This is a genomic window from Slackia heliotrinireducens DSM 20476 (assembly GCF_000023885.1).
Lineage (GTDB): Bacteria > Actinomycetota > Coriobacteriia > Coriobacteriales > Eggerthellaceae > Slackia > Slackia heliotrinireducens.
In genome coordinates, this window is record NC_013165.1 from 1,950,987 (window position 1) to 1,977,661 (window position 26,675).

At 61.2% G+C, this 26,675-nt stretch carries 20 protein-coding genes and 1 riboswitch; of the genes, 12 read left to right on the forward strand and 8 right to left on the reverse strand.

What is annotated here, in order from left to right:
• The first annotated feature begins 41 nt into the window (after nucleotides 1-41).
• On the forward strand, nucleotides 42-965 hold the full coding sequence (locus SHEL_RS08450) for an alpha/beta fold hydrolase (protein ID WP_012798848.1): 924 nt from the start codon (nucleotides 42-44) through the stop codon (nucleotides 963-965).
• Here the strand turns inward: SHEL_RS08450 and SHEL_RS08455 are convergent.
• Nucleotides 962-2,164, reverse strand: coding sequence for a dipeptidase (locus SHEL_RS08455; protein ID WP_012798849.1), 1,203 nt, complete (start codon nucleotides 2,162-2,164; stop codon nucleotides 962-964). The genes SHEL_RS08450 and SHEL_RS08455 overlap by 4 nt on opposite strands.
• A 100-nt stretch (nucleotides 2,165-2,264) precedes the next feature.
• On the opposite strand from SHEL_RS08455, the gene SHEL_RS08460 reads away from it, so the two are divergent.
• Nucleotides 2,265-2,909, forward strand: a complete 645-nt coding sequence (locus SHEL_RS08460) for a class I SAM-dependent methyltransferase (RefSeq protein WP_012798850.1) — start codon at nucleotides 2,265-2,267, stop codon at nucleotides 2,907-2,909.
• A gap of 103 nt (nucleotides 2,910-3,012) precedes the next feature.
• The gene (locus SHEL_RS08465; protein ID WP_012798851.1) at nucleotides 3,013-3,531 is read left to right on the forward strand and encodes an NUDIX hydrolase; all 519 of its coding nucleotides are present in this window, start codon (nucleotides 3,013-3,015) and stop codon (nucleotides 3,529-3,531) included.
• 54 nt (nucleotides 3,532-3,585) lie between these two features.
• Here the strand turns inward: SHEL_RS08465 and SHEL_RS08470 are convergent, their stop codons facing one another.
• From SHEL_RS08470 to SHEL_RS08485, 4 genes are all read right to left on the reverse strand, one after another.
• On the reverse strand, nucleotides 3,586-4,212 hold the full coding sequence (locus SHEL_RS08470) for a class I SAM-dependent methyltransferase (RefSeq protein WP_012798852.1): 627 nt from the start codon (nucleotides 4,210-4,212) through the stop codon (nucleotides 3,586-3,588).
• A 3-nt stretch (nucleotides 4,213-4,215) separates the two neighbouring features.
• Nucleotides 4,216-6,126 (reverse strand): fructose-bisphosphatase class III, encoded by a 1,911-nt coding sequence (locus tag SHEL_RS08475; protein WP_012798853.1) that lies wholly within the window; start codon nucleotides 6,124-6,126, stop codon nucleotides 4,216-4,218.
• A 631-nt stretch (nucleotides 6,127-6,757) separates the two neighbouring features.
• A complete protein-coding gene (locus SHEL_RS08480; protein ID WP_012798854.1) occupies nucleotides 6,758-8,506 on the reverse strand; it encodes an AMP-binding protein in 1,749 nt (582 codons plus the stop codon).
• A gap of 48 nt (nucleotides 8,507-8,554) precedes the next feature.
• Nucleotides 8,555-9,115 carry a helix-turn-helix domain-containing protein gene (locus SHEL_RS08485; RefSeq protein WP_012798855.1) on the reverse strand — a complete coding sequence of 187 codons (561 nt, stop codon included), beginning with the start codon at nucleotides 9,113-9,115 and terminating at the stop codon, nucleotides 8,555-8,557.
• A 227-nt stretch (nucleotides 9,116-9,342) separates the two neighbouring features.
• On the opposite strand from SHEL_RS08485, the gene SHEL_RS08490 reads away from it, so the two are divergent.
• A complete protein-coding gene (locus SHEL_RS08490; protein ID WP_012798856.1) occupies nucleotides 9,343-9,828 on the forward strand; it encodes an RNA polymerase sigma factor in 486 nt (161 codons plus the stop codon).
• Entirely contained in the window at nucleotides 9,818-11,707 is a 1,890-nt protein-coding gene (locus tag SHEL_RS08495; RefSeq protein WP_012798857.1) for a vWA domain-containing protein, read from the forward strand. The genes SHEL_RS08490 and SHEL_RS08495 overlap by 11 nt, the downstream gene beginning before the upstream one ends.
• Before the next feature lie 63 nt (nucleotides 11,708-11,770).
• Here SHEL_RS08495 and SHEL_RS08500 read toward each other — a convergent pair whose 3' ends face one another.
• Nucleotides 11,771-12,526: a radical SAM protein gene (locus SHEL_RS08500; RefSeq protein ID WP_012798858.1), complete on the reverse strand. Its 756-nt coding sequence runs from the start codon at nucleotides 12,524-12,526 to the stop codon at nucleotides 11,771-11,773.
• Between the two features lie 12 nt (nucleotides 12,527-12,538).
• A complete protein-coding gene (gene amrA / locus SHEL_RS08505) occupies nucleotides 12,539-13,984 on the reverse strand; it encodes an AmmeMemoRadiSam system protein A (RefSeq protein ID WP_012798859.1) in 1,446 nt (481 codons plus the stop codon).
• A gap of 248 nt (nucleotides 13,985-14,232) precedes the next feature.
• On the opposite strand from amrA, the gene SHEL_RS08510 reads away from it, so the two are divergent.
• From SHEL_RS08510 to SHEL_RS08545, 7 genes are all read left to right on the forward strand, one after another.
• A complete protein-coding gene (locus SHEL_RS08510) occupies nucleotides 14,233-15,039 on the forward strand; it encodes an alpha/beta hydrolase (RefSeq protein WP_012798860.1) in 807 nt (268 codons plus the stop codon).
• Between the two features lie 99 nt (nucleotides 15,040-15,138).
• Nucleotides 15,139-16,605 (forward strand): Na+/H+ antiporter NhaC, encoded by a 1,467-nt coding sequence (gene nhaC, locus SHEL_RS08515; protein ID WP_012798861.1) that lies wholly within the window; start codon nucleotides 15,139-15,141, stop codon nucleotides 16,603-16,605.
• A gap of 218 nt (nucleotides 16,606-16,823) precedes the next feature.
• Nucleotides 16,824-18,236 carry a sodium-dependent transporter gene (locus tag SHEL_RS08520; RefSeq protein WP_012798862.1) on the forward strand — a complete coding sequence of 471 codons (1,413 nt, stop codon included), beginning with the start codon at nucleotides 16,824-16,826 and terminating at the stop codon, nucleotides 18,234-18,236.
• A 226-nt stretch (nucleotides 18,237-18,462) separates the two neighbouring features.
• Nucleotides 18,463-19,863 carry an AAA family ATPase gene (locus SHEL_RS08525; protein ID WP_012798863.1) on the forward strand — a complete coding sequence of 467 codons (1,401 nt, stop codon included), beginning with the start codon at nucleotides 18,463-18,465 and terminating at the stop codon, nucleotides 19,861-19,863.
• A 203-nt stretch (nucleotides 19,864-20,066) separates the two neighbouring features.
• Nucleotides 20,067-20,239: riboswitch (Lysine riboswitch) on the forward strand.
• Between the two features lie 60 nt (nucleotides 20,240-20,299).
• The gene (locus SHEL_RS08535; protein WP_012798865.1) at nucleotides 20,300-22,669 is read left to right on the forward strand and encodes a glycyl radical protein; all 2,370 of its coding nucleotides are present in this window, start codon (nucleotides 20,300-20,302) and stop codon (nucleotides 22,667-22,669) included.
• Nucleotides 22,670-22,693: 24 nt separating this feature from the next.
• The gene (locus SHEL_RS08540) at nucleotides 22,694-23,629 is read left to right on the forward strand and encodes a glycyl-radical enzyme activating protein (RefSeq protein WP_012798866.1); all 936 of its coding nucleotides are present in this window, start codon (nucleotides 22,694-22,696) and stop codon (nucleotides 23,627-23,629) included.
• A gap of 37 nt (nucleotides 23,630-23,666) precedes the next feature.
• Nucleotides 23,667-25,079, forward strand: a complete 1,413-nt coding sequence (locus tag SHEL_RS08545; RefSeq protein WP_012798867.1) for a Na+/H+ antiporter NhaC family protein — start codon at nucleotides 23,667-23,669, stop codon at nucleotides 25,077-25,079.
• Nucleotides 25,080-25,751: 672 nt separating this feature from the next.
• Here the strand turns inward: SHEL_RS08545 and SHEL_RS08555 are convergent.
• Nucleotides 25,752-26,666, reverse strand: coding sequence for a carbohydrate kinase family protein (locus SHEL_RS08555; protein WP_012798869.1), 915 nt, complete (start codon nucleotides 26,664-26,666; stop codon nucleotides 25,752-25,754).
• Nucleotides 26,667-26,675: the final 9 nt, after the last annotated feature.

Genomic DNA, 26,675 nt, shown 5'->3' on the forward strand with positions numbered 1-26,675 from the left:
ATGCTTGACCGATGCAAAGGCTCTTTCGGAAGGTGAGGAACGTGACGGTGTTGATGATTGTTGCTGCGGTGCTGGCTGTCGTGAACGTGGCAGCGTTTTCCGCATACGGCATCGACAAACGCCGCGCCCGCCTGGGCCGATGGCGCATTCCCGAACGCACGTTGCTGTTGCTGGCGGCACTGGGCGGAGCGTTGGGAGCCCGACTGGGCATGGGCGTGTTCCACCACAAGACCCAGAAACGCCGCTTCCGCATCCTGGTGCCGTTGTTCCTGGTCATCCAGCTTCTGGCCTTCGGCTTCTATGCGGCGCTGGTCATCTATACGAGCGATTCCTACCAGCCTGACAAAACGGCCGAAGCCGCCCTTGAATCCTCGGATACCGTGGCCGTGACGCAGATTCGCCAAGGATGGTATTTCGACGGGCCCGGTACCGAAAGTGCCCTGGTGTTCTACCCCGGCGGCAAAGTGGAGGCTCAGGCCTATGCGGAGCTGCTACATGCCCTGGCCGAGGGCGGCGTGGACTGCTTTCTTGTGGACATGCCCTTCAACCTGGCGTTTTTCGGAGTCGACAAGGCGGCGAGCATCCAAGACGCCTACGATTTCGACCAGTGGTACATGGGTGGCCATTCCCTGGGCGGTGTGGCGGCGGCCTCATACGCCGCAAAGCACATGGACCAGTTGGACGGCATCGTGCTTCTGGCCTCGTATTCCGTCGACGACCTGAATGGCGAAGGGTTCTCGGCGCTTTCCATATACGGCAGCGACGACGGCGTGCTGAACCGGTCCTCTTACGATGAGAACTTGGCAAACCTGCCCGATGCCGCCGTGCAGACGGTCATCGAGGGCGGCAACCACGCCCAGTTCGGCAACTACGGACAGCAGAAAAACGACGGCGACGCAGCCGTGTCCGCCGAAGAGCAGCAGCGCCAAACCGTCGATGCGATACTTGAGTTCGTCGAATCCTAAGCTTTCACGTAACGGTTGAAGAAGTCTCGGGCGTTGGTGTAGAACAGCTTGTCGGCCAGTTCCTGACCCAGCCGCTCGACCGTGAGCCGGTAAAACTCGGCCTGGGTCTCGCACCCCGCAAGCCACGGAGCCACGTCCGACCCATCCCTATCGCCTCCCAGGGCAATGACGTCCTGGCCGCCTTCGATATCCAGCCAATGCTCCACGTGCGCGATCGTCTCGTCGAAACCCGTGTCGGCGTCGCCTTCCATCCAGTTCGCCCGGATGAAGGCCTGGTAGTAGTTGAGACCGACCAGCCCGCCGCGGGCGACGATGGCCCGGAACTGGTCGTCGGTCAGATTGCGAGGCGTGTCGCACATGGCCCGGGAATTTGAATGGGTGGCGATATAGGGCTTGGTGGCTGCGGCCTCGACATCCCAGAACCCGGCATCGTTGAGGTGCGACACGTCGAACACGATGCCCGCCGACTCCAACGCGGCCAAGGCCTGCCGGCCGTAGTCGCTCAAGCCGGCGTCGCTTTTGAACCCGCTGGCCATGGAGTTCACACCGTTCCAGCTAATGGAGGCGATCTTCACGCCGTCGGAAACGAACTCGTCCACGATGTCCAGGCCTTCCTCAAGGATGCGGGCACTTTCGACGGTAAGAATCGCCGCAACCTTGCCCTCATCCAGAATGCCGTCCACATCAGCCCAGTCGAACACTTGGGTGAACACGTCGGGATAGGCCGCCATCTGGGCCTTGAAGTATGCGGCGCCGTGGCGGTACCAGGACGCGTAGCTGATGTCCGGGCACTCGTCCGGAGTCCATACGGCGTAGCACTGCGCCCAGGCAACGTCCCCCATGCGGTCGGCGGCTATCTGAAGGTTGTTGCTGACGAGCGTGCCCGCGCCCCGGCCGTCACGGTATTCGCCCAGGCCGTGCATGCACAGTTCGTCCACGGTGTCGCAATGCATGTCCAGCATGCGTATGGAAGGCACCGGTGCCGATGCGGACTGCGCCTTCGAAGCGGCATCTGAGGCAAATGCGTCCTCAAACAGGCTGCTTCCGTCGTTTGCGGAAGCAGGTTCGGGGCGGGCCCCCGCCTTCGAAACCGTCTCCGCCTCGGGCTGCGATGCGCATGCCGCCAACGGCATGGCGCCCATCGCAACGGCACCCATGCCTACCGCAGTGGTTTCGATCATCTTCCTGCGAGTCATCATGAACCGCGCCTCCGCTCGAATCGTTTTTGTGTACCGCCTGCAAGTCTAGCGCAAAACATGGCACAATGGGTGCCGCCGCACTTGGATTGGAAGGAGCGCCGTGCCGGATGTGGAACTGCATAGGGAGCCCGAAGGGCTCACGCTCGTCGGCGACGGCATGTCGTTGCGGGGCGATTTCACGCGGCTGCTCCCCCGTCTTAAACCCGGCACCGTGCAACGCGAGCTGCTGGTCAAAGCTGCAAAGGTGAAAGGCGTGGACGCTCCTGTGGCCGTGGACGCCACCGCTGGACTCGGCGAGGATTCGCTTTTGCTGGCCGCCGCGGGGTTCACAGTATATATGTATGAGAGGGACGAGGTCATTTTCGCCCTGCTGGAAGACGCCTTGGACCGCGCCGCGCAGGTGCCGCAGTTGGCCGACATCGTCCGCCGCATGCACCTGACCCAAGGCGATAGCGTGCAGGCTCTTGCCCACCTGGATTTTCTGCCGGACGTCGTCGTGTTGGACCCCATGTTTCCCATGCGGCAGAAAAGCGCTGTCAGCAAGAAGAAGATGCAGCTGTTCCAGATGCTCGAGGCGCCCTGCACCGATGAGGAGGCCCTGCTCCAGGCGGCAATCGATGCGAATCCGCGCAAGATCGTCGTGAAACGCCCGCCGAAGGGCCCGTACCTGGCAGGCCGCAAACCCAGCCATTCGGTTGCCGGCAAGGCCGTCCGCTTCGACGTCATCTCGCTGCCCCGAATGTGAGGAAACGCGTTGCGCCGCCACCCGCCCGCCGCCTCGCCCATGAGGCGAGCGCCGATTGGTATACAATGGTGCGCGCAAAACACCGAGCCGAAACAGAGGATCCATGGAAGAGCTTATCGACATCTACACCGAAGACCGCGTCAACACCGGCGTCTCCATACCCCGCGAGGGCGCGTTTTTGAAGGAAGGCCAGTTCATGCTGTACGTTCTGGCCATTCTGGAAAACCAGGAGGGAAAGATCCTCATCACGCAGCGCTCGTTGGACAAACACTGGGCGGCAGGCTGGTGGGAAGTCACCGGCGGCGGCGTGCTTTCGGGCGAAACGCCCCACGACGCCGTGACCCGCGAAGTTGGCGAAGAGACCGGTCTAGACGTTTCCGACCAGGACATCAGCCCCGTGTACAGCTACAAGAACGTGGATCTGGCCCGCGGCGACAACTACATCGTGGACATCTACCACTTCCATCTAGATTTCACGCGCGACGACGTGTCCCTTCAGAAGGAAGAGGCCGTGGACTGCATGCTCGCGACCTGGGATGACATCTGCGCCATCCATAATCGCGGCGAGTTTCTGCATTTCAGCCGGCTGCAGCAGGCCCTTTCGGCCGAAGGCATCCTGTAGCTTTCGGCAATCCTCCCACAACGACAGACTCCCGAGCGCCAGCCATCCTGCAGGCTACGGCGTTGGCGGTTCGAACCGCCACACCGTATAGTGCTGCGGGCTCTCGTAGGCCGCGATGCCCGCATGTGTGCGAATTCGGCCTTCCGCCAACCGCTGCCAGCCGGGTCGTCCCAGGTAGGAATAGGTTTCCCCGTTGTCGGACATATGGATGACGGTCACGGCGCCGGTCGCTTCGCGCTCCACCTTGGGAATGAACCGCTCCAGCACGAAGGTGTCGAAGGGGTTGAACAGGTAAAAATCCGTGTAGTCTGCAAACGGCAGGTCCAGCACGTCGCCTTCGACCACGTCGACGCTCGGGAAACGAGACGTCCACGCACGGCAGCGCCGGGCCAGATTTGCATCAAGCTCGACGCCGGTCGCCCTGCCGGGAAACCCCTGTTCAAGAAAGTATGCCAGCACGCGGCCCGACCCGCACCCCACATCCAGCAGATGGCTTTCCTCTGAAAACGCAACGTGCGCGAACAGCTCTTCCAGCACGAAGTAGAACGTAGGCGTCGGGTCATGGGCGCCCTTATCCGCGTGGCTGGTCGGCTGCCACGCGGACAGGGATAGCCCGCACACGGCGATGTCGCGGGCCGCGTCCGCCGCAATCAGGTCTTGTTTGGTTGCAGGCTTAGGCATCGCTTACGCGCGCTCGGGCATATCGCCCGCCTCGTAGGCTTCGGCCAAGCGAGTCAGTGCATCGATCTTGTCGCGCAGTACCAGGCCGTATTCGGTATCGCCCACGTGTAGCGGGGATTCGTTTTCGGCAAGCGTACGCCATTTCGGCACGATGTCCAGGTTGCGCTCGATGGCGGCCTGCTGCGACTCCAGCGGTTCCAGATAGCCCAGACGCAACCCGTTCGCATCGTTGACCAGGGCAAACCCGGCAATGCCCGTAGCGGACTGATACGCACGCGAGAAGCCGCCGTCGATGATCATGGCCTTCCCGCCGCATTTCACGGGATCTTCGCCGTCCTTCACCTTCACCGGCACATGCCCGCTCACGATGCGCGAGACGGCCGGATCCATGCCGAAGTCCTCGAAGATGCCCGCCAGCACCTGCTCGTCCTCGAGCAGCGAGTAGTACGGGTTCTTGACCTCCTTGCGGGCGGCTTTGTCGGCGATCATGTAAATCTCGAAGGTGGCCATCTTGCTCTTCGCGAACAGGGGCGAGCCTTGGCCGAGCCACATGTACCAAATCATGTCGCGGCCGACCTTGCGCTTGGCAGGGTCAGGGTCGTCGAATGCTTGGCGGGTGTAGCGCTCCATGGCGTCGAACAGCGAACGGCCCTTGTACGTTTCGCCGAGCACGGTGACTTCCTTCAGAGAGCCGTCGGCGTTCAGCGGAACGCACGCGTGGTACAGCAGAAAGTCGCCGCAGATTTTGTAGAAGCTGCCCGCATCCAGGAAGAAACGGATGTGGCGCTGGAGCTTCTCGCAGTTCATGAAGGCCTGCTCGAGGTAATCCATCACGGCCGATTCCTCATCCGACAGGCGGTACGGGTCGTCCCAGTCCACCGTCGGGAACACCATGTCCTGGACCTCGTATTCCACACCGTCCACCACCACCGTGCCGCGCTCGCGGTCGATAAGGTGCAGCAGGTTGCGGTCGTCCAGACCGAAGGACGGGTTCTCGGCGATAAGCTTGGCCTCCACCTTGAACTGGATGTATGCGATGGCCTTCTGGATCTTCGACCAACGGGCCAGCTCCTCGGGCGTGAAATCGCCCTTGATCTTCGGCGCGAAGCCCACGCAGGGGTCGTCCTTGTAGGTTTCCAACGCGAAGTCCACCAGGGGTTTCATGCTGATGCCGTAGGAATCCTCCAGAATGGGGAAATTGCCGTAGCGTGCGCAGATGCGCACAACGTTGGCCACGCAGCCCCGCTGGCCCAAAGCGGCGCCCATCCACAGGACGTCGTGGTTGCCCCACTGGATGTCGATGGAGTGGTAGCCCATCATCATGTCCATGATGAGTTCCGGCGACGGCCCGCGGTCGTACACGTCGCCCACCATATGCAAATGCGAAATCGACAGGCGCTGGATCAACGTGCCCACGGCCTCCACGATACCCGCCGGGTCGCCCGCCCTAAGAGCAGGTTCAGCATCGCCCGCAAGCAGGGCCCCGATCGTGTCGGCTGCACCTTCGGGCATCTCGCGACGAAGCGCCTCGGGGCGTCCTTCGGCAACGGCTTGCAGCACAGCCGCCAGCTGCGGCAACACCTTGCCCAGCCAGGTTGTCTGGTCTTCTGGCTGGGACAGGAGCAGCTCCGCCTTCTCGCGGGGATAGTACACGAGCGTTGCCAGTTCGGCCCGCTCCTCTTCGGTCAGCTCGTCGGCGAACAGACTGTCGATCGTCTGGCGGATGGAGCCGCAGCCGCTACGCAGGATGTGGTCGAACGCGTTGTATTCGCCATGCACGTCGGATGCGAAAACCACCGCGCCCTTGAGGTCGGCCAGCTGCCGGGCGCTAGCTTCCGCCTCTGCGCGAGCGGCCTGCGCGGTCGGATACGTTTCGCTCAAGTGTTCAAGGGTTTGCATGTCAATCGTGGTCATACGAGGCCTCCTCGAAATGCTTCGTTGGTACCCCTGCATTGTATCAATCCTGGCGGGCGTTTCGCATCATTTGCACCTATAGGTGCTCTAACCCTCGGCATAGTGCGGACCGCGACATGCCGGCAACAGAGGATTCAGGCCGATGCAGGGCCGTTTGCCCTTGCGCAGGCCCAGAAGAGAAGCGCCGATGCCCTGCCGTGCAACGATATTTCGATTCGTGGAGCACTTGAGGGGGATAATCCGCGCGAAAGGCCTTCCGCGGCCATCTTCTGAATGCTCGGTTCAACACGTTATGCCACATTTTTAGTTTTTCTGTTGCATATATCTATACACCTCTCCCCCAAATCGACGTTCAAACGCATTTGGTAAGAAGTTTTACGCGGATTATCCCCCTCAAGCGCTCCACTGGGCCGATTTTCGTTGCACGAGGCCCAGACCGCTCCACCTTTAGCCAATCCCGAAGCGTAACCGTTGCCGTGGCGATCCCTGCACGCCCAGGATCGACGGAATCGCGGCAATGCTTTGGGATGCAGGACAAGCGCCGCCGCCCAACGCCTTGCACGCTCGACAAACAACAAAAAGGCGCAGACCGAACGACCTGCGCCTTTACCGTACATATGCTGGGTTGCCGCTACGACTCGTTGGACTTCCAGGACTCGTCCACGGCACTCCTGTCGCTGCCGATGGAATGGATCTTATCGTCATCGGTGATGCCGTCCTGCTGGCGGATGAGCTTGCGCTTGATCTTGCCGCCGACAGTCTTGGGCAGCTCGTCCACGTACTCCACGATGCGGGGATACTTGTACGGCGCCGTCTCCTTCTTCACCCAATTCTGCAGCTCCTTGGTCAGCTCGGGGCTGGGCTCGTAGCCACGAGCCAGCACGATGGTGGCTTTCACGACCTTGCCGCGGATCGGGTCGGGCGCCGCCGTAACCGCGCACTCGACAACGGCGTCGTGCTTGACCAGGGCGCTTTCAACCTCGAAGGGACCGATGCGGTAGCCGGAGCACTTGATGACGTCGTCGTTGCGGCCGACGAACGAGATATAGCCCTCGACGTCGCGCCATGCCATGTCGTGCAGGTTGTAATACTCGCCGCCCACGGTTTCGGCGGTCTGCTCGGGCAGGCCGAAATAGCCCACGAACAACCCCGGCGGGTACGCCTCCTTCAGACGGGTGATGCAGATGGCTCCTTCTTCACCATCCTCCACCTCGCGGCCGTCGTCGTCGAGCAGCTTGATGTTCAGCAGCGGGCTGGGTTTGCCCAGCGCGCCGGGACGCGGCTCGATCCACGGGAACGTGGCCACGAGCACCGGGCCTTCGCTCTGGCCGAAGCCTTCGCGGATCTTCTTGCCCGTGAGCTGCTCCCATTTGATGGAGACCTCGGCGTTCAGGGGCTCGCCCGCCGTGGCGAAGTTCTCGATGCTGGACAGGTCGTAGGACGCCACGTCCTCCTGCAGCATGAAACGGTACATGGTGGGAGGCGCGCAGAAGGTTTTCAGGTCGTAATCCTGCATGTGCTGCAGCAGCTTGGCGGGAATGAACTTCATCATGTCGTAGCAGAAGATCTCGGCGCCCGAAAGCCACTGGCCGTAGATCTTGCCCCAGCCGAACTTGGCCCAGCCGCTATCGGTCACGCTCATGTGCAGGCCGTTCTCACGGACCTGCTGCCAGTACTTGGCCGTGATGATGTGCCCCAGCGGGTGTGCGAAATTATGCATGACCGCCTTGGGGTTGCCCGTGGTGCCGCTGGTGAAGTAGATGAGCATGAGCTCGTCGGACTTCGTGGCCTGGGGGCTGCCGGGCTCGGGGCGGGTCCATTCCTCGGACTCGTCGGCGATCATGTGGTCGAAGGACAGCCAGCCCTCGCGCTCGCCGGCGACGACGACCTTCTGCTCCACGGAGGGCGCCTGCTTGACGGCACCTTCCGCCTGGGTGCAAACGTAATCGTCGTTGACGCAGACCAGCGCCTTGATGCCGACGCTGTTGGCACGGTATGCGATGTCCTTGGTGGTCAGCTGCAACGTGGCGGGAATGATGGTGGCGCCGATCTTGCACAGGGCCATGGCGATGACCCAGTACTCCCAGCGGCGGCGCAGGATGCACATGACCACGTCGCCTTTCACGATGCCCATCTTGGTGAAGGCGTTGGCCGCACGGTTCGACAGTCGGGAGATGTCCGTGAACGTGAACTCGCGTTCCTCCCCGTCGTCGTTGCACCACAGAAGCGCCATCTTATCGGGCTCGACCCTGGCCCATTCGTCCACGACGTCGTATGCGAAGTTGAAATCCTCGGGCACGTCGATGCGGAAGTTCTCGTAGAAGTCCTCGTAGCTCTCGAAGGTGATCCGGGGACAGTATTTCTTCAGGATGTAATCCATGGGGTTCCTCGATGTTGTGGTTCTTGTACGTACTGTTGTTGGCGGCGCCTATTCGGCGATGACGGTGACGAACTTGCAGGGCACGTCGCTGGCGCAGCGCTGACCGTGCGGAATCTGCGGATTGAAGTAGATGCTGTCGCCGGCATTCAGGATGAACTCGCGGTCGCCCCAAACCACCATGACGGAGCCTTCCAGCACCAGGTTGAATTCCTGGCCCGAATGGGTTACCAGCTTGGCCGGCGCGTCGGAGGGGTCGATGGTCACTTCCAACGGCTGCATGATCTTGCCGGCGTAGTGGTACGCCAGGTCCTCGAAGTGGTAGCCCGGATAGCGCTCGACCTCTCGGCCCTGACCCTTGCGCACCAGCTGGAAGGTGTCCAGCTTGGCGGCGGTGCCGGTCAGGATCTCGGTGAACTCGACGCCGAACTTGCAAGCGATATGATAGATGGCGGAAATGGGTACATCGGCGCCGGTCTCTTCCCAACGCGTGTACTTCTCGAGGCTAACCTCGAGCTCTTCGGCCATCTCCTCACGCGTAACGTCGCACGCCTCGCGCAGACCTTCGATGCGCATGCCGATCTCGCGCATCTCCTTTTCGCCTTTAGCCATATCGCTCCCTTCAGACAGATGCGTTGTAATCCGCGGAACGACCCGCGGACGCTTGTCGGATAGTCGGATTCGTAAATAAGGAATTATAGCGGTTCGCGAAGCAAAACGGCCGTCGCATCGCTTTAGTGTGCAATAGTACCATAGGAACGCACAATTTTTTTCAAATCTTGCCGACATTTCCGCGCGCCCAATCGTGTATATGGCAGAAGGCGGAAAGGAGAAGGGCCATGGCAACCTCTAACCCCATTGCCGACATATTCAGCCGGCACGCGCAGAGCGTGTACCGGCTCTGCTACTCGTACCTCGGGTCCACAGCCGACGCCGAGGACGCGACGCAGGCCACGTTCATGAAGCTTGTCGCCAACCCGCGCGAGTTCGTGAACGCCGAACATGAGAAGGCCTGGCTGCTCACCTGTGCAGCCAACCTGTGCAAGGACGAGCTGAAGAGCGCCCGGCGCACCCGATCGGCCGACATGCCCGACGAACTGGTGGACCGCACTGCTTCTGCCGAAGGCGAAAGCGACCTGATGGCGGCGGTGCTGGCGCTTCCCGATATCTACAAAGACTGCGTGTACCTGCACTATTACGAAGGGTACAAGACCGACGAGATCTCCGTTATGACCGGAACACCGCCTTCCACGGTCAGAAACAGGCTCGCCGATGCTCGAAAAATCCTGCGCAGCGCACTGGAAGGTGGACATCATGACCGATAACAACCGCGATTTCGAACTTGAGCAGGCGCTCCGCGGCGCCTTTGACGAAAACGTCCGGCTGTCCGACGAGGCGTCGGCCCGGATTCTTGCAAACCTGACCGCAGCCGAGGCCCAGGCCCAGGCCGAAGGCCAGGCCCAAGCACAACCCGAGGCCCAGGCCCAAGCTGCCGCTTTCGACCAGCCACGGATGCAGGTCATCCCCGGCGCCCCTGCGCCCCGCAAGAAACGCCCCGCCGCCTGGAAGATAGCCGTGCCCGTGGCGGCATGCCTGCTGCTGGTCGCCATCGGCGTCGGCGTCGGCACCAATCTGCTCGGATCCAATGCCGAGATGCCCGTGGCCGAGACGAAAGCCGCCTCCGAGGACACGATGGCCGGCTCCGCAAACTCCTACGCGCCCGACGGCGGACTCGCGTATGAGACGGATGAGGCCTACGAAACCTTCGACACCCTCGACGAGGGCGCCCCGATGGAAGACTTCAATACCGAAGAGTACGCCGCCATCGAAGAGAACGGATTCGTCTCCACGGTCACCCGTCCCCTGTCGACCTGCTCCGCAGACGTGGACACCGCGTCCTACTGCAACCTGCGCCGCATGATCAACGACGGTTACTCGTTGGACGAGATTCCCGATGGAGCCGTGCGCATCGAGGAGATGCTGAACTACTTCCATTACGACTCCGGCGAGCCTGAAGGCAACGACCTGTTCGCGGTCCGTGCCGAATCGGCCCGGTGCCCCTGGAACGACCAGACGCAGCTGCTGGTCATGACCTTTACCGCCTCTGACAAGGCCCAAACCGCAAGCAAAGGCTCCAACCTGGTGTTCCTTATCGACATCAGCGGCTCGATGGACGAGCCGGACAAGCTGGACCTGCTGAAGGACTCCTTCGGCACGCTTCTTGAAAACCTCGGGCCGAACGACCGCGTATCCATCGTCACCTATGCCGCCGGCGAGGACGTGTTGCTGGAAGGGGCTTCGGGCGACGACACCCGCAAGATCATGCGCGCCCTGAACCGCCTCGAGGCCGACGGGTCGACCAACGGAGAAGCCGGTCTGGAAATGGCCTACGAAGTTGCCGAGCGTAACTATATAGAAGGGGGCGTGAACCGGATCGTCATGGCCTCCGACGGCGATTTGAACGTGGGCATCACCAGCGAAAGCGACCTGTACGACTTCGTGGAGGAGAAGCGCGAGACCGGCGTGTACCTGTCGGTGCTGGGATTCGGGTCGGGCAACTACAAGGACACGAAGATGGAGACCCTGGCCGACCACGGCAACGGCACCTACCACTACATCGACTGTGTCGAAGAGGCCGAACGGGTGCTGGGCGAAGACCTGACCGCGAACTTCGTGCCCGTCGCCGACGACGTGAAGCTGCAGGTGGAATTCAACCCTGCGCAGGTGAAGGCCTACCGCCTGATCGGCTACGAGAACCGCGCCATGGCTGATGAGGACTTCCTGAACGAGGCCGCCGACGCGGCCGAGGTGGGCGCAGGCGCGCAGTTCACCGTTGCATACGAGCTGGTTCTGGCCGATTCCGATTACGACGTGGCCGACGTGCCCGACCTGAAGTACGGCTCCGGCGAAGCCGCCGGCGATAGCAGCACCGACGAGTGGCTCACCTGCTCCATGAGGTACAAGGCCGTCGACGACGACAAGGCCGTCCGCAGCCAGGATCTGGTCGTGGGTGCCGACAGCCAGACGGAATCCCCCTCCGACGACTGGGTTTTCGCCAGCTCCGTCATCGAGTTCGGCATGATCGCCTCCGATTCCGAGTTCGCCGAAGGGCTCGACACCGGCGACGTCCTGGACCAGCTTGACACCATCCGTCTGAACGACGAGCGCCAAGGTTTCTACGACCTGGTCGAAATCGCCTGGTAACCAACAATGGGACAAAGGGGACAGTCCCCTTTGTCCCATTGCGGGACAGTCCCTTTTGTCCCGCTAGGCCAGGGGCACGTTGCCGAGAACCACGTGGTTCAGATGGCGACGCGCGATCTCTTGGGCCCGATAGAGCGTGTCCAAGGGAGTGCGCGGCAGGTGCATCCAGCGGTAAGCGGGATGAAACCGCGACAAATGCCAGGTCAAGTCGGGATCCACATCGGCAAGCCACGCCGCTGCCCGCTCGAAACCGTCCATGTCGTCGTTGTATCCGGGAATGACCAGCGTGGTCACCTCCACGTGGGAGCAGGCCGCCGCCCGCCGGATGGTTCGCTTCACCACATCGAGCTTGCCACCGCACACGTCGTATCCCTCCTGAGTGAATGCCTTCAGGTCGATGTTCCAGGCGTCGATCCACTCCAGCAGCTCCTCCAGAGGGCCTTCCCCCACCATGCCGTTGGTGACAAGCACGTTCACCAGATGGTCGGGACCGACCAGGTCAGGCGCCTCCTGCGCCCTGACCGCCTTCGCGCATTCCAGCACCTGCCGCCATCGGAGCAACGGCTCGTTGTAGGTGTAAGCAACGCCGATGTTGCCGTAAGGGATGTAAGATGCCGCCGCCTCCGCCAGCTCATCAGGGGTTATGGTGCGCGTCGGCACTGCAGAAGGATCCTCGGGCAACGCGATCTCGTGGTTTTGGCACCAGGGGCAGTGCAGCGTGCAGCCCACACCGCCTACGCTCAGGATGCGCGAACCGGGATAAAAACGAGCCAAAGGCTTCTTCTCGATGGGGTCGAGCGCGATTGAGCAGATTTCCATGGTCACCACCTTCTACACGTGGCGGACGACTTCGAAGCGCTGCAGCCGAACCGGCGCGCCCTCGGCGATGCCCGCCTTCCTTTTCGCGATGGAGATCTGCTGCTCAGCCGTATCGACGCCGTCCAAATCGGGCAGCAGCAGCCCGCGTTGCACGCCACGCGTGACGATGACGCCGTAGCGCTTTGGGTCGAGATCGTCGGCGGAATCGATGGGCTCCGGGTCGGTCAGCACGTCCACGCTCATGTCCAGAACATCCAGCTCGTCGGGCTCGACGGGGTCGAATCGTGGATCGGCGCTGCACGCGGTGACGGCGAACTCGATGATGGTGCGGGCCAAAGGCGCAGGCGACACCGTGCCCATGCAGCCGCGCAGCTGGCCGAAGGTGTGCAGCGACACGAATGCCCGAGCGTTTCGATTCAGCATATCCGCAGGCAGCGGGCTGGGTTTGCCGTCCACTTCGAAGGCGTCGGGAACAAGGCCGTACCTTTCGGGATTCGCGCAGACGTCCTCAACGGTGGGCGTTTCGCCATGCAGCACGTAGCGCTCCACCGTGGCCCGCGCCAGCTTGACGTAGATGTCTTCCGTCGCACGCTTTCGCGCCACTTCGTCGATGGCGTTTTGCAGATAAATCTCGCCGATGTGCCTTCCGGCATCTTCGCCGGTCACGTCGAACGCCGCCACGCCGTAGCCCACGCCGAAGGGCCCTTCGTAGCTGAGCAGCTCGCTTCTGACGGAAAGTCCGTCCAGCGCGCCCGCCATGATTTGGAACGACCGCAGGCCGCATTCGGCAGCGGTGTCGGCAAACGTCGGGTCCACGCTGAGGAAGTAAAGGAAATCGCCCTGGTCCATGGCCCGGGTTATCTCGGCGTCGAACCTTGGCCCTTCGGGCACGAACCCGTACGGGCCGTCGTCCAAAAGCTTGTGCGACAGGTCGCCGCTTGCTACATGAACCCAGTTGCGCCCCAGCTCATCGGCACATTCGGCAATCAACTGGCCCATCCGGTAGTGCATGTGCGGATTGAACCCAGAAAGCCCGATACGAACCGTTCGGCCGCGGAAGCCCGCCTCGCGCAGGAACCACAGAGGGATGTAGGTGGCGTGGTCCAGCTTCGGGTCGCGCTCCCCCTGCGTTCCTGCCGGAAACCCCGTCTCGTAAGCCCGCTGCGATATGAGCGCCGTAAGCTCCTCGTCGTAGTCGGTTTCAAGACGCGTGCCGAAGGCGCCGAAACCGTTCAGGTCGCCTACGGCCTTACGGCCTGGGCTCACGTGGAACCAATCGCGATAAAGCGTCGCGTGGGGAGATGTGATCACCACCGTGTCCGGCGAAAGAGCCACAATGCGACGCGCCACTTCCCTATACGAATCGATGGTCTTCTGAATGCCCCGCTCACGACCGTTTCCCACAGCGGGGATGATCAACGGCGGATGCGGAACGGCGAACGCTGCTTGAATGCCCATAGTTGGCCTCCTTCTTATGGTGGCACCCCTATAGTACCGCGCGAGGCGGATGAGTACGCATGGGGATGCGCAGCGTTTCGGGCTGGTGCCCCTATTTTCCGTCCTGCGTCTCCTGCCGACCAACCGCAAACAGACGAAAACACCGCACGCACAACACCGTTCACATATGAAAATATATAGTCACTTCAATAGGCATTCATGTAATATGCTTTATTCGAACTGAAGTCATCGAGCGAAAGACCGGAACCATGGAACGTTACATAGAATTGCCGAACGCAGAGGGAACCATCCTGCGCGGCATGCTCCACATCCCCGACGCCGAAGCAACCCGCAAGACCGCAAATGCCGAGGGGAAGATCCCCTTCGTCATCTTGTTCCACGGGTTCTGCGACGACCGGGCCGAAATCAACTTCGTCCACATCGACCTTTCACGCCGCCTGGAGAAAGCCGGCATCGGCAGCGCCCGGTTCGACTTCGCGGGCAGCGGAGAGTCCGACGGGGAGTTCATCGACATGACCGTCTCCGGCGAAGTGTCTGACGGCCTGGTCATTCTGGACTGGGCCAAAACCCTGGACTTCGTCGACGTCGACCGCATCGCCATCCACGGCCTGTCCATGGGCGGATGCGTGGCGTCCATGGTTGCCGGCACGCGTCCTGACGAGGTCAAATGCCTGTCGCTGTGGTGCCCCGCCCCAGATGTGGTCTACAACATGAAGGAACGCATGCTGCTCTGCGGCATCGACGCCAGCGACATCCGCGAAAAAGGCTACGTAGACGTCGAAGGACTGCAGGTGGGCGTCGGGTTCTACGAAGACTGCCTGAACATCGACCCCTTCGCAGTGGCGGCGCACTACCACGGCCCCGTCAACACCGTCCACGGCGACGCGGACACCACTGCGTCGTGCACCTGCTCTGAGCGCTACAAGGAAATCTACGGCGACCGCTGCTCCTACACCGTCGTGCACGGGGCCGAGCACCGGTTCAAGTCGGTGGACTTCCGCGCCGCACGCATGAACTCCGCTATGGAATTCCTCACCCGCGAACTGGCCGAATAGCCCTTCGCACACCCGGGCATACCTGGATTATTCCAGTTGCTGCATACAGAAGGAGAAGGTCATCAGGAGGCCTTCGCAACACACGAAAGGAGCAAACCGATGGCAGAAGAAACCGCGAGCAGTCGCAGGCAGCCCAGTGCTGCCGTGGCGGTCGTCTCGTTCTTGGCGATCGTCGCGGTTCTGGTTGTGCTGATCAACCTGAACGTCGACACCACGATGTCGCTGTTCGTAGCAACCATCATGGCGGCGCTTGTTGCCTTTGCGCTGAAGATCCCTTGGAAAGAAACCGAAAGCGTGCTGCTCAAGACAGTCGCAGACTGCATTCCGACGTTCATCATCGTCATCATGGTCGGCATGCTTGTGGGTATCTGGATTGCAGGCGGAACCGTTCCCGCTCTGATGTATTACGGCATGAAAATCGTGTCGCCTTCAATCCTGGTACCGCTGGCATTCATCCTGTGCTTCCTGACCTCTGAGTTCACCGGAACGTCCTTCGGTTCCATCGCCACCATGGGCGTGGCCTTCGTCGGCATCGCCTCGACCACCAACATCCCCATGGCCCTGGTCATCGGCGCAGTGGTCTGCGGTGCCTGGTTCGGTGACCGCATGTCCCCCATGTCCGACACCACCAACCTGGCCTCCGGCGTCTCCCGTGTGCCGCTGTACACGCACATCAACTCCATGCTGTACTCTGCCGTGCCGGCTGCCGTGATCGCGTTCGTGATGTTCGCCATCGCCGGCATCGCCATGGGCGGCGGTCACACCGACCCCGAAAGCCAGCAGATCATCATGAATGCTCTGACCGAAAACTACAACATGAGCATCTGGCTCGTCCTTCCCGCCCTCATGGTGCTGGTCGTCTCCGCGCTGCGCATGCCTGCGTTCCTCGGCTTCGGACTGACCATCATCGTGTCCGTCATCTTCGCGATGCTCACCCAGGGCGTCGGCTTCGTCGACATCATGAACTACGCGGCTAACGGATTCTCCATCGAAACCGGCGCAGGCCCCATGGTCGACAACATGCTCAACCGCGGCGGCATCTCCTCGATGACCGTCCTCCTGGTCACGTTCATGGTCGCCTCCCTCATGGGCGGCATCATCAAGGCAACGGGCATCCTGGAAGTCATCGCCAACGAGGTCCTGCTGAAGGTCATCAAGGGCAAGACCGCCCTGGTCGTCGTCACGCTCATCTACGGTTACGTGGTGAACTTCCTGGCCGCCGGCGGTCAGACCGTCTCCATCATCGTGACGCAGCAGACCTTCGAAGAGGCCTACGAGCGCCTCAACGTCGACCGCCGCGTGCTGTCGCGCTGCCTCGAGGACTCCGCAACCCTGTCCGCACCTATCGTTCCGTGGGGCGTCGCCACGCTGTTCGTCATGGCCACCCTGGGCTGCGGTCTGGAATACATCCCGTACTGCTGGTTCATCTTCCTGGTGCCGATCGCCGCAGTCGTCTGCGCCGCCACCAACATCGGCATGTGGGATGCCGACGGCAACCGCATGTGGGGCAAGTACAAGGGCATGAAGGGCGCTCCCGGCAAAGAGCCTGCCCAGCCTGTGAAGTAGCGTAATTCCCATATCGCGCTTTCTGTGCGGAGCGGTCGATTCGTCGGCCGCCCCGTTTCTTCATCCCGACGTCCTCCGATACGCCGCCCCGTTCCCATAAGAACAGGCGCAAAGGCCGATTGCGCATTTTCGCAGCTTCGCCGTATCGCCGTAGGCGAATCATGGGTATAATTGCCGTTTATATGCAGATAGCACAACGTACCTGAAGGAGCATTCCTATGGCAGACAACACAAGCTCCCCGGCCCCGATCCGCAGTTCCTGGTCGGGCAAATGGGGCTTCATCCTCGCGGCTTCCGCCAGCGCGGTCGGCTTGGGCAACATGTGGCGCTTCCCGTACTTGGCGGCCAAGTACGGCGGCGGCATCTTCTTGCTCGTGTACGTCGTTCTGGTGGTCACCTTCGGCTTCGCTTTGATGATGGCCGAAACGGCCCTGGGCAGGAAAACCGGACAGAGCGCCATCGGCGCCTTCTCCACATTGAACAAGAAATGGAAGTTCGTCGGCATCCTGGCCAGCATCGTTCCCTTCGTCATCACGCCGTACTATGCGCTCATCGGCGGCTGGGTCACCAAGTACATGATCGCCTACATCACCACCCCCGCTTCCGAAATCGCCTCTGACGGCTACTTCACCGGCTTCATCCTGCAGAACCCCGAGACGTATTTCTATCTGATCATCTTCCTGCTGCTCACCATCCTGATTGTCGCTTTGGGCGTGAACAAAGGCATCGAGAACGTCAACCGCGTGCTCATGCCGCTGCTCATCCTCATGTCCATCGGCATCAGCATCTATGCTCTCACGCTGCCGGGCGCCCTGTCCGGCCTGGCCTTCTACCTCATTCCGGACTTCAGCAAGTTCTCCGTCGAGCTGGTGCTGGGCGCGTTGGGCCAGATGTTCTACAGCCTGTCGCTGGCAATGGGCATCATGATCACCTACGGCTCGTACTTCTCCAGGGAACACGACCTTGAGCACTCCGTCCGCCGCATCGAGATCTTCGACACCAGCATCGCCATGCTGGCCGGATTTATGATCATCCCGGCCTCCTTCGCGGCACTGGGCAGCGGCGAGGCCGTCATGACCCATGCGGGCCCGGGCCTCATGTTCGGCGTCCTGCCCACCGTGTTCAACAGCATCGGCGCTTTGGGCCCCATGCTGGGCTTCCTGTTCTTCATGCTCGTGTTCTTCGCGGCAATGACCAGCTGCATCAGCCTGTTCGAGACCTGCACGTCCATCATCGCCGACGGCTTCAAGCTGTCGCGCAAGACCGCCATCCTTGCAAGCGGCATCTTCGTCGTGGCCATGGGCATCTTCGTCAACATGGGTTACGACAACCTGCTGTGGATGGACCCGATGCACTCGCTGTTCGGCTTGGGCGAATACCAGGACTTCCAGCTGCTGGACTTCTTCGACTTCATCTCCAACACCATCCTGATGCCCATCGTGGCTCTGCTGACCTGCATCTTCATCGGCTACATCGTGAAGCCGCAGGCCATTATCGACGAAGTGAAGCTGTCCTCGGCATTCAAGGGCGAGAAGCTGTTCGTCGTCATGATCAAGTACGTGGCACCCGTGCTGCTGGTGGTCATCCTGATCTCCTACACGCTGAACACCGCAGGCATCATTACCATCTAACGTTGCCTGCGCATTCACGTCGCACTTGCACAAGGCGCCGCTCCGATTTCGGGGCGGCGCCTTTGTTTCGGGAAACCCGCGCATGGCGGACGTGAAGCGAAATCGTTGAAAACCTGCTTCGATGTATTTGCCGAGCCGTAAATGACGAAGGAACCGCACAGGGGTATCATAGGCGTGGACATGCGCCCTGCGGCGCATCTTGGGACTAGAGAAGGAACCGCACTTCATGGAACAGCTCGACCTGCAATCGCTTCTGGAAACGTCGGACGAAGTTTGCCGCGACATCGCGCATTCGAACGTCAAAGGGCTTTCCACCAGCGGAAAAACCCCGAAGGAGAGGTTCTACGAGGATCTGGAGCGGTTCGGCGCCTACCTGGCCGATGCCGACGGCAAAATCGGGGACGACGAGGCCACGCTCATCCTGCAGGGCCTCGGCAAGCCGGCAAACGAGCTCAACAAACGCCAAATCATTGCGAGGCCGAAACCCACGGCCGCCTTCGCAGAAACCGTGCCGCTCTCCCTGAAGTACGCCGTGCTGGCAGATGCGGGCTGCAAGGTCAAGCCCGACCCGCACAAGGGCCAGCGCGCCATGGTCTTCTTCGACACGTTCAAGCTGTTCGGCCAGACCATCTTGGCCACCCGCACGCGCGACGTTAGCGACACCGCAGTGCGGAGGTTCACCTCTTACATCGACATGCTGGAGAAGTTCGTCAAAGAGTACGCGGTCTGGCACTCGGGCCCGCAGAAGTTCTACCGCGTGGCCGAAGCCGTCGTGGAAGACCCCGAATCCGCCGAGGAGAAACAGGAGAAGCTGGAGGAGCTTCTGGCCAACCTGGACTCGCTGGTGGGATTGGACGCCGTCAAGCGCCAGGTCCACGACCTGGTGAACCTCATCCAGGTGCAGAAGATGCGCCAGGAGCTGGGCATGAAGACCGACGGCGTGTCCAAGCACATGGTGTTTTCGGGCAACCCGGGAACCGGCAAGACCACCGTGGCCCGCATGCTGGCGGAGATCTACCACTACCTGGGCGTCCTGCGCAAAGGCCAGCTGGTGGAGGTGGACCGGTCGGGCCTGGTCCGCGGCTATGTCGGACAGACGGCCACCCGCGTGCAGGAAGTTGTCGAAGAGGCCTTGGGCGGCGTGCTCTTCGTGGACGAGGCCTATGCGCTCACCGTCAAGAAGGGCGACAACGACTTCGGGCAGGAGGCCGTGGACACCCTGCTCAAAGCGATGGAGGACAACCGCGACGACCTGGTGGTCATCGTGGCGGGCTACACCGACCTGATGGAGCAGTTCCTCGATTCCAACCCCGGCCTGCGCAGCCGCTTCAGCAACTTCATCTTCTTCCCGGACTACACGGCCAACGAGCTTATCGCCATCCTCCATCAGAATCTGGAGAAACGCGAATACAAGCTTTCCCCCGAAGCCGACAAGAAGGCCCGCAGACAGATTCGCTACCGTGTGAACCACAAGCCCGACAACTTCGCAAACGCTCGCGACATTCGCAACTACATGGAGCACGCCATCAGCAACCACGCCACCCGCGTGGTCGGTCTGGAAGAAGCCCGCGGGAACAAGGAGATCCTGAGCACCATCGAGCCCGAGGACCTGGGAGGCTGGAACTAAAACCAGCAGGCGGGGCATGTCTTCGGACGTTCACGCCCTTTCCCCTTCTCCAAATTGACCTGGGCCTTCAACGATAGTCGGAATTCTCCATATATCCGACGTCATATATGCGGAAATTTGTTGACTTTTCGTTAAATACCGCAAGACGGAGCCAACATCCGCCATGCGGTGCTTTCGCATACTGTAGTATGTCCTGCAACAGAAATCCTGATAGAGGAGCTTCTCGGCATTCCCGACGGACACACGGGACGAATTGCCCGCCGTCGCGAGGGAAGGCCAGAAGCCGAAGGGACCAGCAAGAATTCGATTGCCGCTCCTTGGGACGTCGGAGAACATCCGGCGGACTGTCACAGTGATGTGGAGCGCTATCGTGATTGCCGAATCCTCAGCAACCATGTGCGCAACGCATCCATGGTTGTTTTGTTTTGGAGGGCTTATGCTTACACCGAGGATTCAGAGGATGCGGGACCGGTACTTCAACACCATCCCGTCGATCACCGCAGAGCGCCTCGTGCTCGAAACCGAGGCGTACCAGAAGTTCGCGGGCGACGCCGTGCCCATCTTCCGCGCGAAGGTCGTGAATTACATCCTCGAGCGCATGACCACCCTCGTGCTTGACGATGAGCTCATCGTGGGCACCGCCACGAACGCCTACCGCGGCGCCAACCTGCACCCCGAGTTCCAATCCAGTTCTTGGTATATAAGCGACATCGACGAGTTCCAGACCCGCACCAAGGACCCCTACTACATTTCCGCCGAAGACCGCGAAACCATCCTGGCCACCCTTCCCTACTGGGAGGGCAAAGCCATGGAAGACGTCGCCGAGGAGGCCATGCCCGCCTACATCAAGGAGCTTGAATCCGACGACATCCTGTGCGTGGGCCTCGAGAACGGCGTGTCCGGCGAAACCACCTGCGACCATGAGAAGATCATGGCTGTCGGCATCCGCGGCTACATCGACGAGTGCCAGCGCAACATCGACGCCATCGTGCCGCAGACCATGGAAGACCAGGCCAAGGTCGATTTCTGGAAGGCTTGCATCATCCAGTCCGAAGGGCTTATCACCTACGCCCACCGCATGGCCGACGAAGCCGACCGGCTGGCCGACGCCTGCGACGACCCCGTGCGTGCCGCAGAACTGCGCCAGATGGCCGAAAACTGCCGCGTGGTTCCCGAAAACCCGCCGCAAACGTTCTGGCAGGCCTGCCAGATGGTGTGGTTCATCCACGTGGCGTTCTATATCGAAGTGTGCACCACCGCCATCGGCTTCGGACGCTTCGACCAGTACATGTGGCCCTTCTACAAGAAGGATGTCATCGACGAGAAGAACATCACCCGCGACCAGGCCTTGGAGATTCTCGAGAGCCTGTATCTGAAATCCTGCGAGGTGTACGAGGTGCGCGACAGCTGGTACGCCACGTCGTTCGCGGGCTACCCCATGTGGCAGATCCTGGTGGTGGGCGGACAGACCCGAGACGGTAAGGACGCATCCAACGACCTGTCCATGCTGTGCCTCGAGGCCGCCGATGCCCTGCAGACCACGCAGCCCGTCATGGCGCTGCGCGTGTGCGACACCACACCGGAAGAGCTTATCCGCTTCGGCTGCAAGATGACCCAGGAAGGCCAGGCCAACCCCGGCTTCTTCAACGACGCCACCGCCATGAAGATGGCGCTTGCCAAGGGCGGCACGTTGGAGGACGCCCGCGATTGGACCATCGTCGGATGCATCCAGGCCGGCCCCGGCGGCGGCGGAACCGACGGCTCGCCTGACGCCGGATACGTGAACATGGGCAAGATGATCGAGTTCGTGCTCCACGACGGCGTCGACCCGGCAACAGGCAAGCTCATGGGCCTGCGCACGGGCGATCCCCGCGAATTCAAGAACATCGAACAGTTCAAGGACGCCCTCAAGAAGCAGATTGTCCACGCCTACGACCAGATCCGCATCGGCTACAACCTGATGCAGTCCATCCATATGAACCGCTACCCCGTCATTTTCGCGTCCATGGTCACCCGCGGATGCGTCGAAAACGGCAAGTCCGTCCAGCACGGCGGCGCCAACGTATCCACGGCAGGCATGTACGTCACAGGCGCGGCGAACCTGGCGGACTCCATCGCCGCCGTCGAGAAGTGCGTCTTCGAGGACCACGACCTGACGATGGAGGAGCTGATCCGCGCCTGCGACACGAATTTCGAAGGTCAGGAGCGTCTTCGCCAGATGCTGCTGAACAAGCCTCCGAAATACGGCAACGACGACCCCCATGTGGACGCCATATACCGCGAGATGATGCACCATATCGCCGAAACCGTGCAGCAGTGGCCCGACGCCCGCGGCGGACACTACGCCTTCGGCATCGACTCGCAGACCATGAACCTCCCCCACGGCCAGGTAACAGGCGCGCTGCCTGACGGACGTCTGGCCGGAGAGTCGCTGTGCGACGCATCTTCGCCCATGATGGGACGCGACATCTGCGGCCCCACCTCCACGGTGAAGTCTGTGGCCGCCATCGACCAGGACATCCTGCAGGAAGGCGCGCTGTTCAACCTGCGCTTCGACCCCAAGGGCGTCCAGGGCGAGAAAGGCATCGACATCATCGAAGGCGTGGTGAAGACCTTCTTCCAGAACGGCGGCGAACATATCCAGATCAACGTCGTGGACAACGACACGCTGATCGACGCCCAGAAGCACCCCGAGCTGCACCGCGGTCTGATGGTCCGCGTCGCCGGCTACATGGCGTACTTCACCGAGCTGGACAAACAGGCCCAGGACACCATCATCCGGCGCACGCCGCATCTGTCCAGATAGAATACCGCAGGGGTTTAGCGCCGCATGACACGCAACGCCGACAGCACACTGGTGGGAAGCATCCAGAAGTTCTCGATCGAGGACGGCCCGGGTATACGGACGACCGTGTTCCTGAAGGGCTGCCCTCTGCGTTGCGCATGGTGCCACAACCCCGAGCTCATCAGCTTCGAGCAGCAGCTCATCCAGTCGCCGAACAACTGCATAGGCTGCGGCGAGTGCGTGAACGTGTGCCCTGTCGGAGCAATCCGCATGGATTCTGACGAAGGCGTCGTCATCGACAGGGCTTCGTGCACGCTGTGTTTGGCCTGTGCCGACCAGTGCTACGCCAAGGCGCTTCGTGCCGTTGCCAAACCCATGACGATCGACGAGATCCTGGCCGACGCCGAGCAGGACAAGGAGTTCTACGACAACACCGGCGGCGGCATCACCATCAGCGGCGGAGAGATGCTGACGCACGCCGCGTTCGTGGGCGAGCTCATAGACGAGGCTGCACGCCGCGGCATCAGCACATGCATCGATACCACAGGCTACGGCGATGCCGAGGCGCTTCTGGACCTGGCGTCCAAAGACAGCGTCACCACGGTGCTCTACGACCTGAAATCCATCGACGACGAGGTCCACCGCGAGTACACGGGCGTTGGAAACGAAACGATCCTGGCCAACCTGAGGCTTCTGGCAGCCGACGAACGCACGCGAAGCAAGATCGTCATGCGCATGCCGCTCATCAAAGGCGTCAACGACGACGAAGACATGATCGAGCGCACTGCCGAGCTGTACAGGGAATTGGGAATCACCCAGGTGAACCTGCTGCCCTACCACAATCTGGGGGTCGGCAAAGCCAGAAACGTCGGCCGGAGCCAGCGGGAGTTCGAGGCCCCGGACGAGAAGCGCATGGCAGCCATTGCCGAGCGCCTGCAACACGTTGACAACCTAGAGGTCGGAATTCTAGGGAAGTTATAAAGGGAAACTGCAAACTGGAGAGAAAAGGAAGGGAACTGTGGACGGAGGCAATCTAGGAATCATCACCTTGATTCCCGCATTGAGCTTCTTCGTATTCGCGTTTGTCACGAGGAAGTGCATTCTGAGCATCATGCTCTCAGGCCTGATGGGCTATATGTTCTATTACGGCCCCGGCTTCTTCATGCCCACGATGGACGCCATCGTCGATGCGGCAAGCGACTGGGATAACAACTACATCGTTATCATCTGCTTGCTGTTCGGCTGCTTGGTGCAACTGCTGAGGCAATCGAACGGCGCGACGGCCATGGGCAACTGGGCCCGCAACTACGTCAAGTCCCAGAAGCAGGTTCTGCTTCTGACCTGGCTGTGCGGCATCATCATCTTCATCGATGACTACCTGTCCATCCTGGTAACCGCCAACACCGTGCTGCCCCTGGCAGACGAGCACAAGACCCCCCGCGAGATGCTGTGCTACATCATCAACACCACTTCGGCGCCGGTCTGCCTGATCATCCCCATCTCCGCGTGGGTCGTGTTCTTCTCGGGCATCTTCGGCGAGCAGGCCGAAGCCGCCGTTGTCGGCAGCAGCGCCATGGAGATCTACTACCACATCATGCCGTACTTCTTCTACCCGTTCCTGTGCGTCATCTTCGTGCTGCTTGTCATTCTGGGCGTCGTGCCCAAGATGGGCGGCATTAAGAAGGCATACGAACGCGTAGCCGCAGGCGGTCCTCTGTGGCCCGAGTCCAGCGCGGCTCAGAACCAGAGCGGCGAGCTGGGCGAGGTCCTCGGCGCGATCACCGACGACAAGGCCAAAGAGGAAGCAGCCGCCGAGCCGCATCTGTGGGCGTTCCTCGTTCCCATGGCCGTGGTCATCGTCAGCACCATCTGGCTGGGCGACATCCTTTACGGCGTCGCCTTGGGCATCTTCACCTGCTTCATCACCTACCTGCCCACCCGCACCATGAGCCTGGGCAAGTTCTGCGACGCCTGCTACAAGGGCCTCGAGGACATGCTGTTCATCGCCGCCGTTCTGGTCACTTCGCTGTTCTTCAGGAACTCCATCAACCTGATCGGCCTGCCCGACTACCTCATCGAAGTCGCCGCCCCGTTCATGAACGCCGCCTGGCTGCCTGCCATCGCCTTCGTGCTGATCGGCCTAGTCTGCTTCGCAACGGCGAACATCTGGAGCATCCCCGCCGTGTGCACGCCCATCATCCTGCCTCTGGCCGCTGCCACCGGTGCCAGCATTCCGCTGACCCTCGGCGCTGTCATTTCCGCAGCTTGCTTCGGTGCACAGGCCTGCTTCTACTCGGACGTCACGCTGCTGTCGGCATCGGCCTGCCGAATCAACAACGTCGACTACGCCGTGGCCCAGCTGCCCTACATCGGCATCGTAACCGCCATCACGCTTGTGATGTACATCGTCGCCGGTTTCGTCATGGCGTAAGCCCGCAAAACACGCTCTACATCAAGAGGTCAGGCGCCCGCCTGGCCTTTTTTTGACGATATGAAGGCAATGCACAGGGCCTAAGTCCGACCCACCCCCGTGCAGATTCGGATTCGTCACGCTATGAAATGCATGAACGTATGTGCAAGGTGGCATGCCGTGAATAGAACTATCAGTATCACGGCAACGGTGTTACGCCTGTCAACTGCGAATAGTAAAAATGCAATGCACGGGAACAGCGTTAATCCCAAGATGACCGCTGCGCCCGTAACTCCTTGATAGTACAAGGCCCAGCAAACGTAATACAACAACACCGAAGCTACCGTGCATTTTGTCGTCCGGTTCAGGCAAAACGGGTTTTGATCCACCCGCATCAAAAGGCAAAGGCATAGAACAAAAGCGATCTGACACACCGTGGCTACAGAGTCTATCTCGGGCGTCAACGAATCTGCTCTCAATATGTCATTGGGCGCAGGAATCGCAAACCAAATAAAGTTCGGCACCATGACGGCTAAAAACAGCACCAGTCCGCGCCATTCGAAACCAAGGTTGTATTTCCGCAGCATAACCCTTCCTCCGCACAATTCTGGCTTGTCGCTCAGCCACCATTCTGCGGCTCAAGCGGAGTCGTTGCCGCGGCGGACACCCTGTTGCAATCGTCGGGGCGATGGCTTAGAAACCGCCGCCGACAGGACAGGTGGCTTCTTCGCTTCCGATGGTCGCCGATGCAAGGCGGGCACCGAAAGCCACGGCATCCGCCAGCACACACCCTTCGACAAGCTTCATGACCGTTCCCGAGAAGAACGCGTCTCCGGCACCGGTGCTGTCTACCATTTTGGCGGGATACGGCGGGCAGATGCCAGCGCTGCCGGCGCGTCCGTCGAAATAGACCGCACCTTCGGCGCCCATAGTGACGACCATGGAGGCAATGCCCTCCCGAGAAGCAGCATCGGGCAGGAACTCCAGCATCTGGGTCGGCGAATAGTCCGCCAGCGCGCCCAAGCCGAAGTACTTGGCGGCTTCGATCACGTTGCAGATGAAGCAATCCGTCTGCTTGACCAGGTCTTTTCGGCTGAGCACGACGCTCATGTTGCCCACGATGGCGTACAGCGGCTTGCCATGCCTTTTCGCCGCGTCCACGACCACCTCGGCGATGCGCTCGTTCAGGTCCAACTCCAGAACAATCGCGTCGGCCCCGGCCGCGATGGTGTCGATTTCGCGCGAAAGGTGCTCTTCCAGAAGGTCCAGCTCCGGCATTTTGGATATGGACCCGGCAAGGTCGCCGTTCTCGTCGAGGATGACCAGCCACATGCCGATGCCGTTGTCCGAAGCCTGCGGCGCATGGTCCAGATTCACACCGCGCTCGAGCAAACGCCGCCGAACATCCCGACCGAAGGCGGAATCCTCCATCGTACCCACGAAGGAGACCGGCTTGCCAACGTTCGCGAAGTTCTCGGCAACGTTGCGCCCCACCCCGCCGTGAACGATTTTGACATCGCCCACATTGCGGCCCTGCGGGTCGTATGCGCCCTTCGGAACCCCTTTGACATCCACGAACGTCGTGCCGATCACAACCGTATGGCCCATTGGCAATCG

Excerpts from the sequence above, each read along its gene's own strand:
- SHEL_RS08455 (WP_012798849.1), bottom strand. The coding sequence starts at position 2,164 with ATGATGACTCGCAGGAAGATGATCGAAACCACTGCGGTAGGCATGGGT.
- SHEL_RS08465 (WP_012798851.1), top strand. The coding sequence starts at position 3,013 with ATGGAAGAGCTTATCGACATCTACACCGAAGACCGCGTCAACACCGGC.
- SHEL_RS08470 (WP_012798852.1), bottom strand. The coding sequence starts at position 4,212 with ATGCCTAAGCCTGCAACCAAACAAGACCTGATTGCGGCGGACGCGGCC.
- SHEL_RS08475 (WP_012798853.1), bottom strand. The coding sequence starts at position 6,126 with ATGACCACGATTGACATGCAAACCCTTGAACACTTGAGCGAAACGTAT.
- SHEL_RS08480 (WP_012798854.1), bottom strand. The coding sequence starts at position 8,506 with ATGGATTACATCCTGAAGAAATACTGTCCCCGGATCACCTTCGAGAGC.
- SHEL_RS08485 (WP_012798855.1), bottom strand. The coding sequence starts at position 9,115 with ATGGCTAAAGGCGAAAAGGAGATGCGCGAGATCGGCATGCGCATCGAA.
- SHEL_RS08490 (WP_012798856.1), top strand. The coding sequence starts at position 9,343 with ATGGCAACCTCTAACCCCATTGCCGACATATTCAGCCGGCACGCGCAG.
- SHEL_RS08495 (WP_012798857.1), top strand. The coding sequence starts at position 9,818 with ATGACCGATAACAACCGCGATTTCGAACTTGAGCAGGCGCTCCGCGGC.
- SHEL_RS08500 (WP_012798858.1), bottom strand. The coding sequence starts at position 12,526 with ATGGAAATCTGCTCAATCGCGCTCGACCCCATCGAGAAGAAGCCTTTG.
- amrA (WP_012798859.1), bottom strand. The coding sequence starts at position 13,984 with ATGGGCATTCAAGCAGCGTTCGCCGTTCCGCATCCGCCGTTGATCATC.
- SHEL_RS08510 (WP_012798860.1), top strand. The coding sequence starts at position 14,233 with ATGGAACGTTACATAGAATTGCCGAACGCAGAGGGAACCATCCTGCGC.
- nhaC (WP_012798861.1), top strand. The coding sequence starts at position 15,139 with ATGGCAGAAGAAACCGCGAGCAGTCGCAGGCAGCCCAGTGCTGCCGTG.
- SHEL_RS08520 (WP_012798862.1), top strand. The coding sequence starts at position 16,824 with ATGGCAGACAACACAAGCTCCCCGGCCCCGATCCGCAGTTCCTGGTCG.
- SHEL_RS08525 (WP_012798863.1), top strand. The coding sequence starts at position 18,463 with ATGGAACAGCTCGACCTGCAATCGCTTCTGGAAACGTCGGACGAAGTT.
- SHEL_RS08535 (WP_012798865.1), top strand. The coding sequence starts at position 20,300 with ATGCTTACACCGAGGATTCAGAGGATGCGGGACCGGTACTTCAACACC.
- SHEL_RS08540 (WP_012798866.1), top strand. The coding sequence starts at position 22,694 with ATGACACGCAACGCCGACAGCACACTGGTGGGAAGCATCCAGAAGTTC.
- SHEL_RS08555 (WP_012798869.1), bottom strand. The coding sequence starts at position 26,666 with ATGGGCCATACGGTTGTGATCGGCACGACGTTCGTGGATGTCAAAGGG.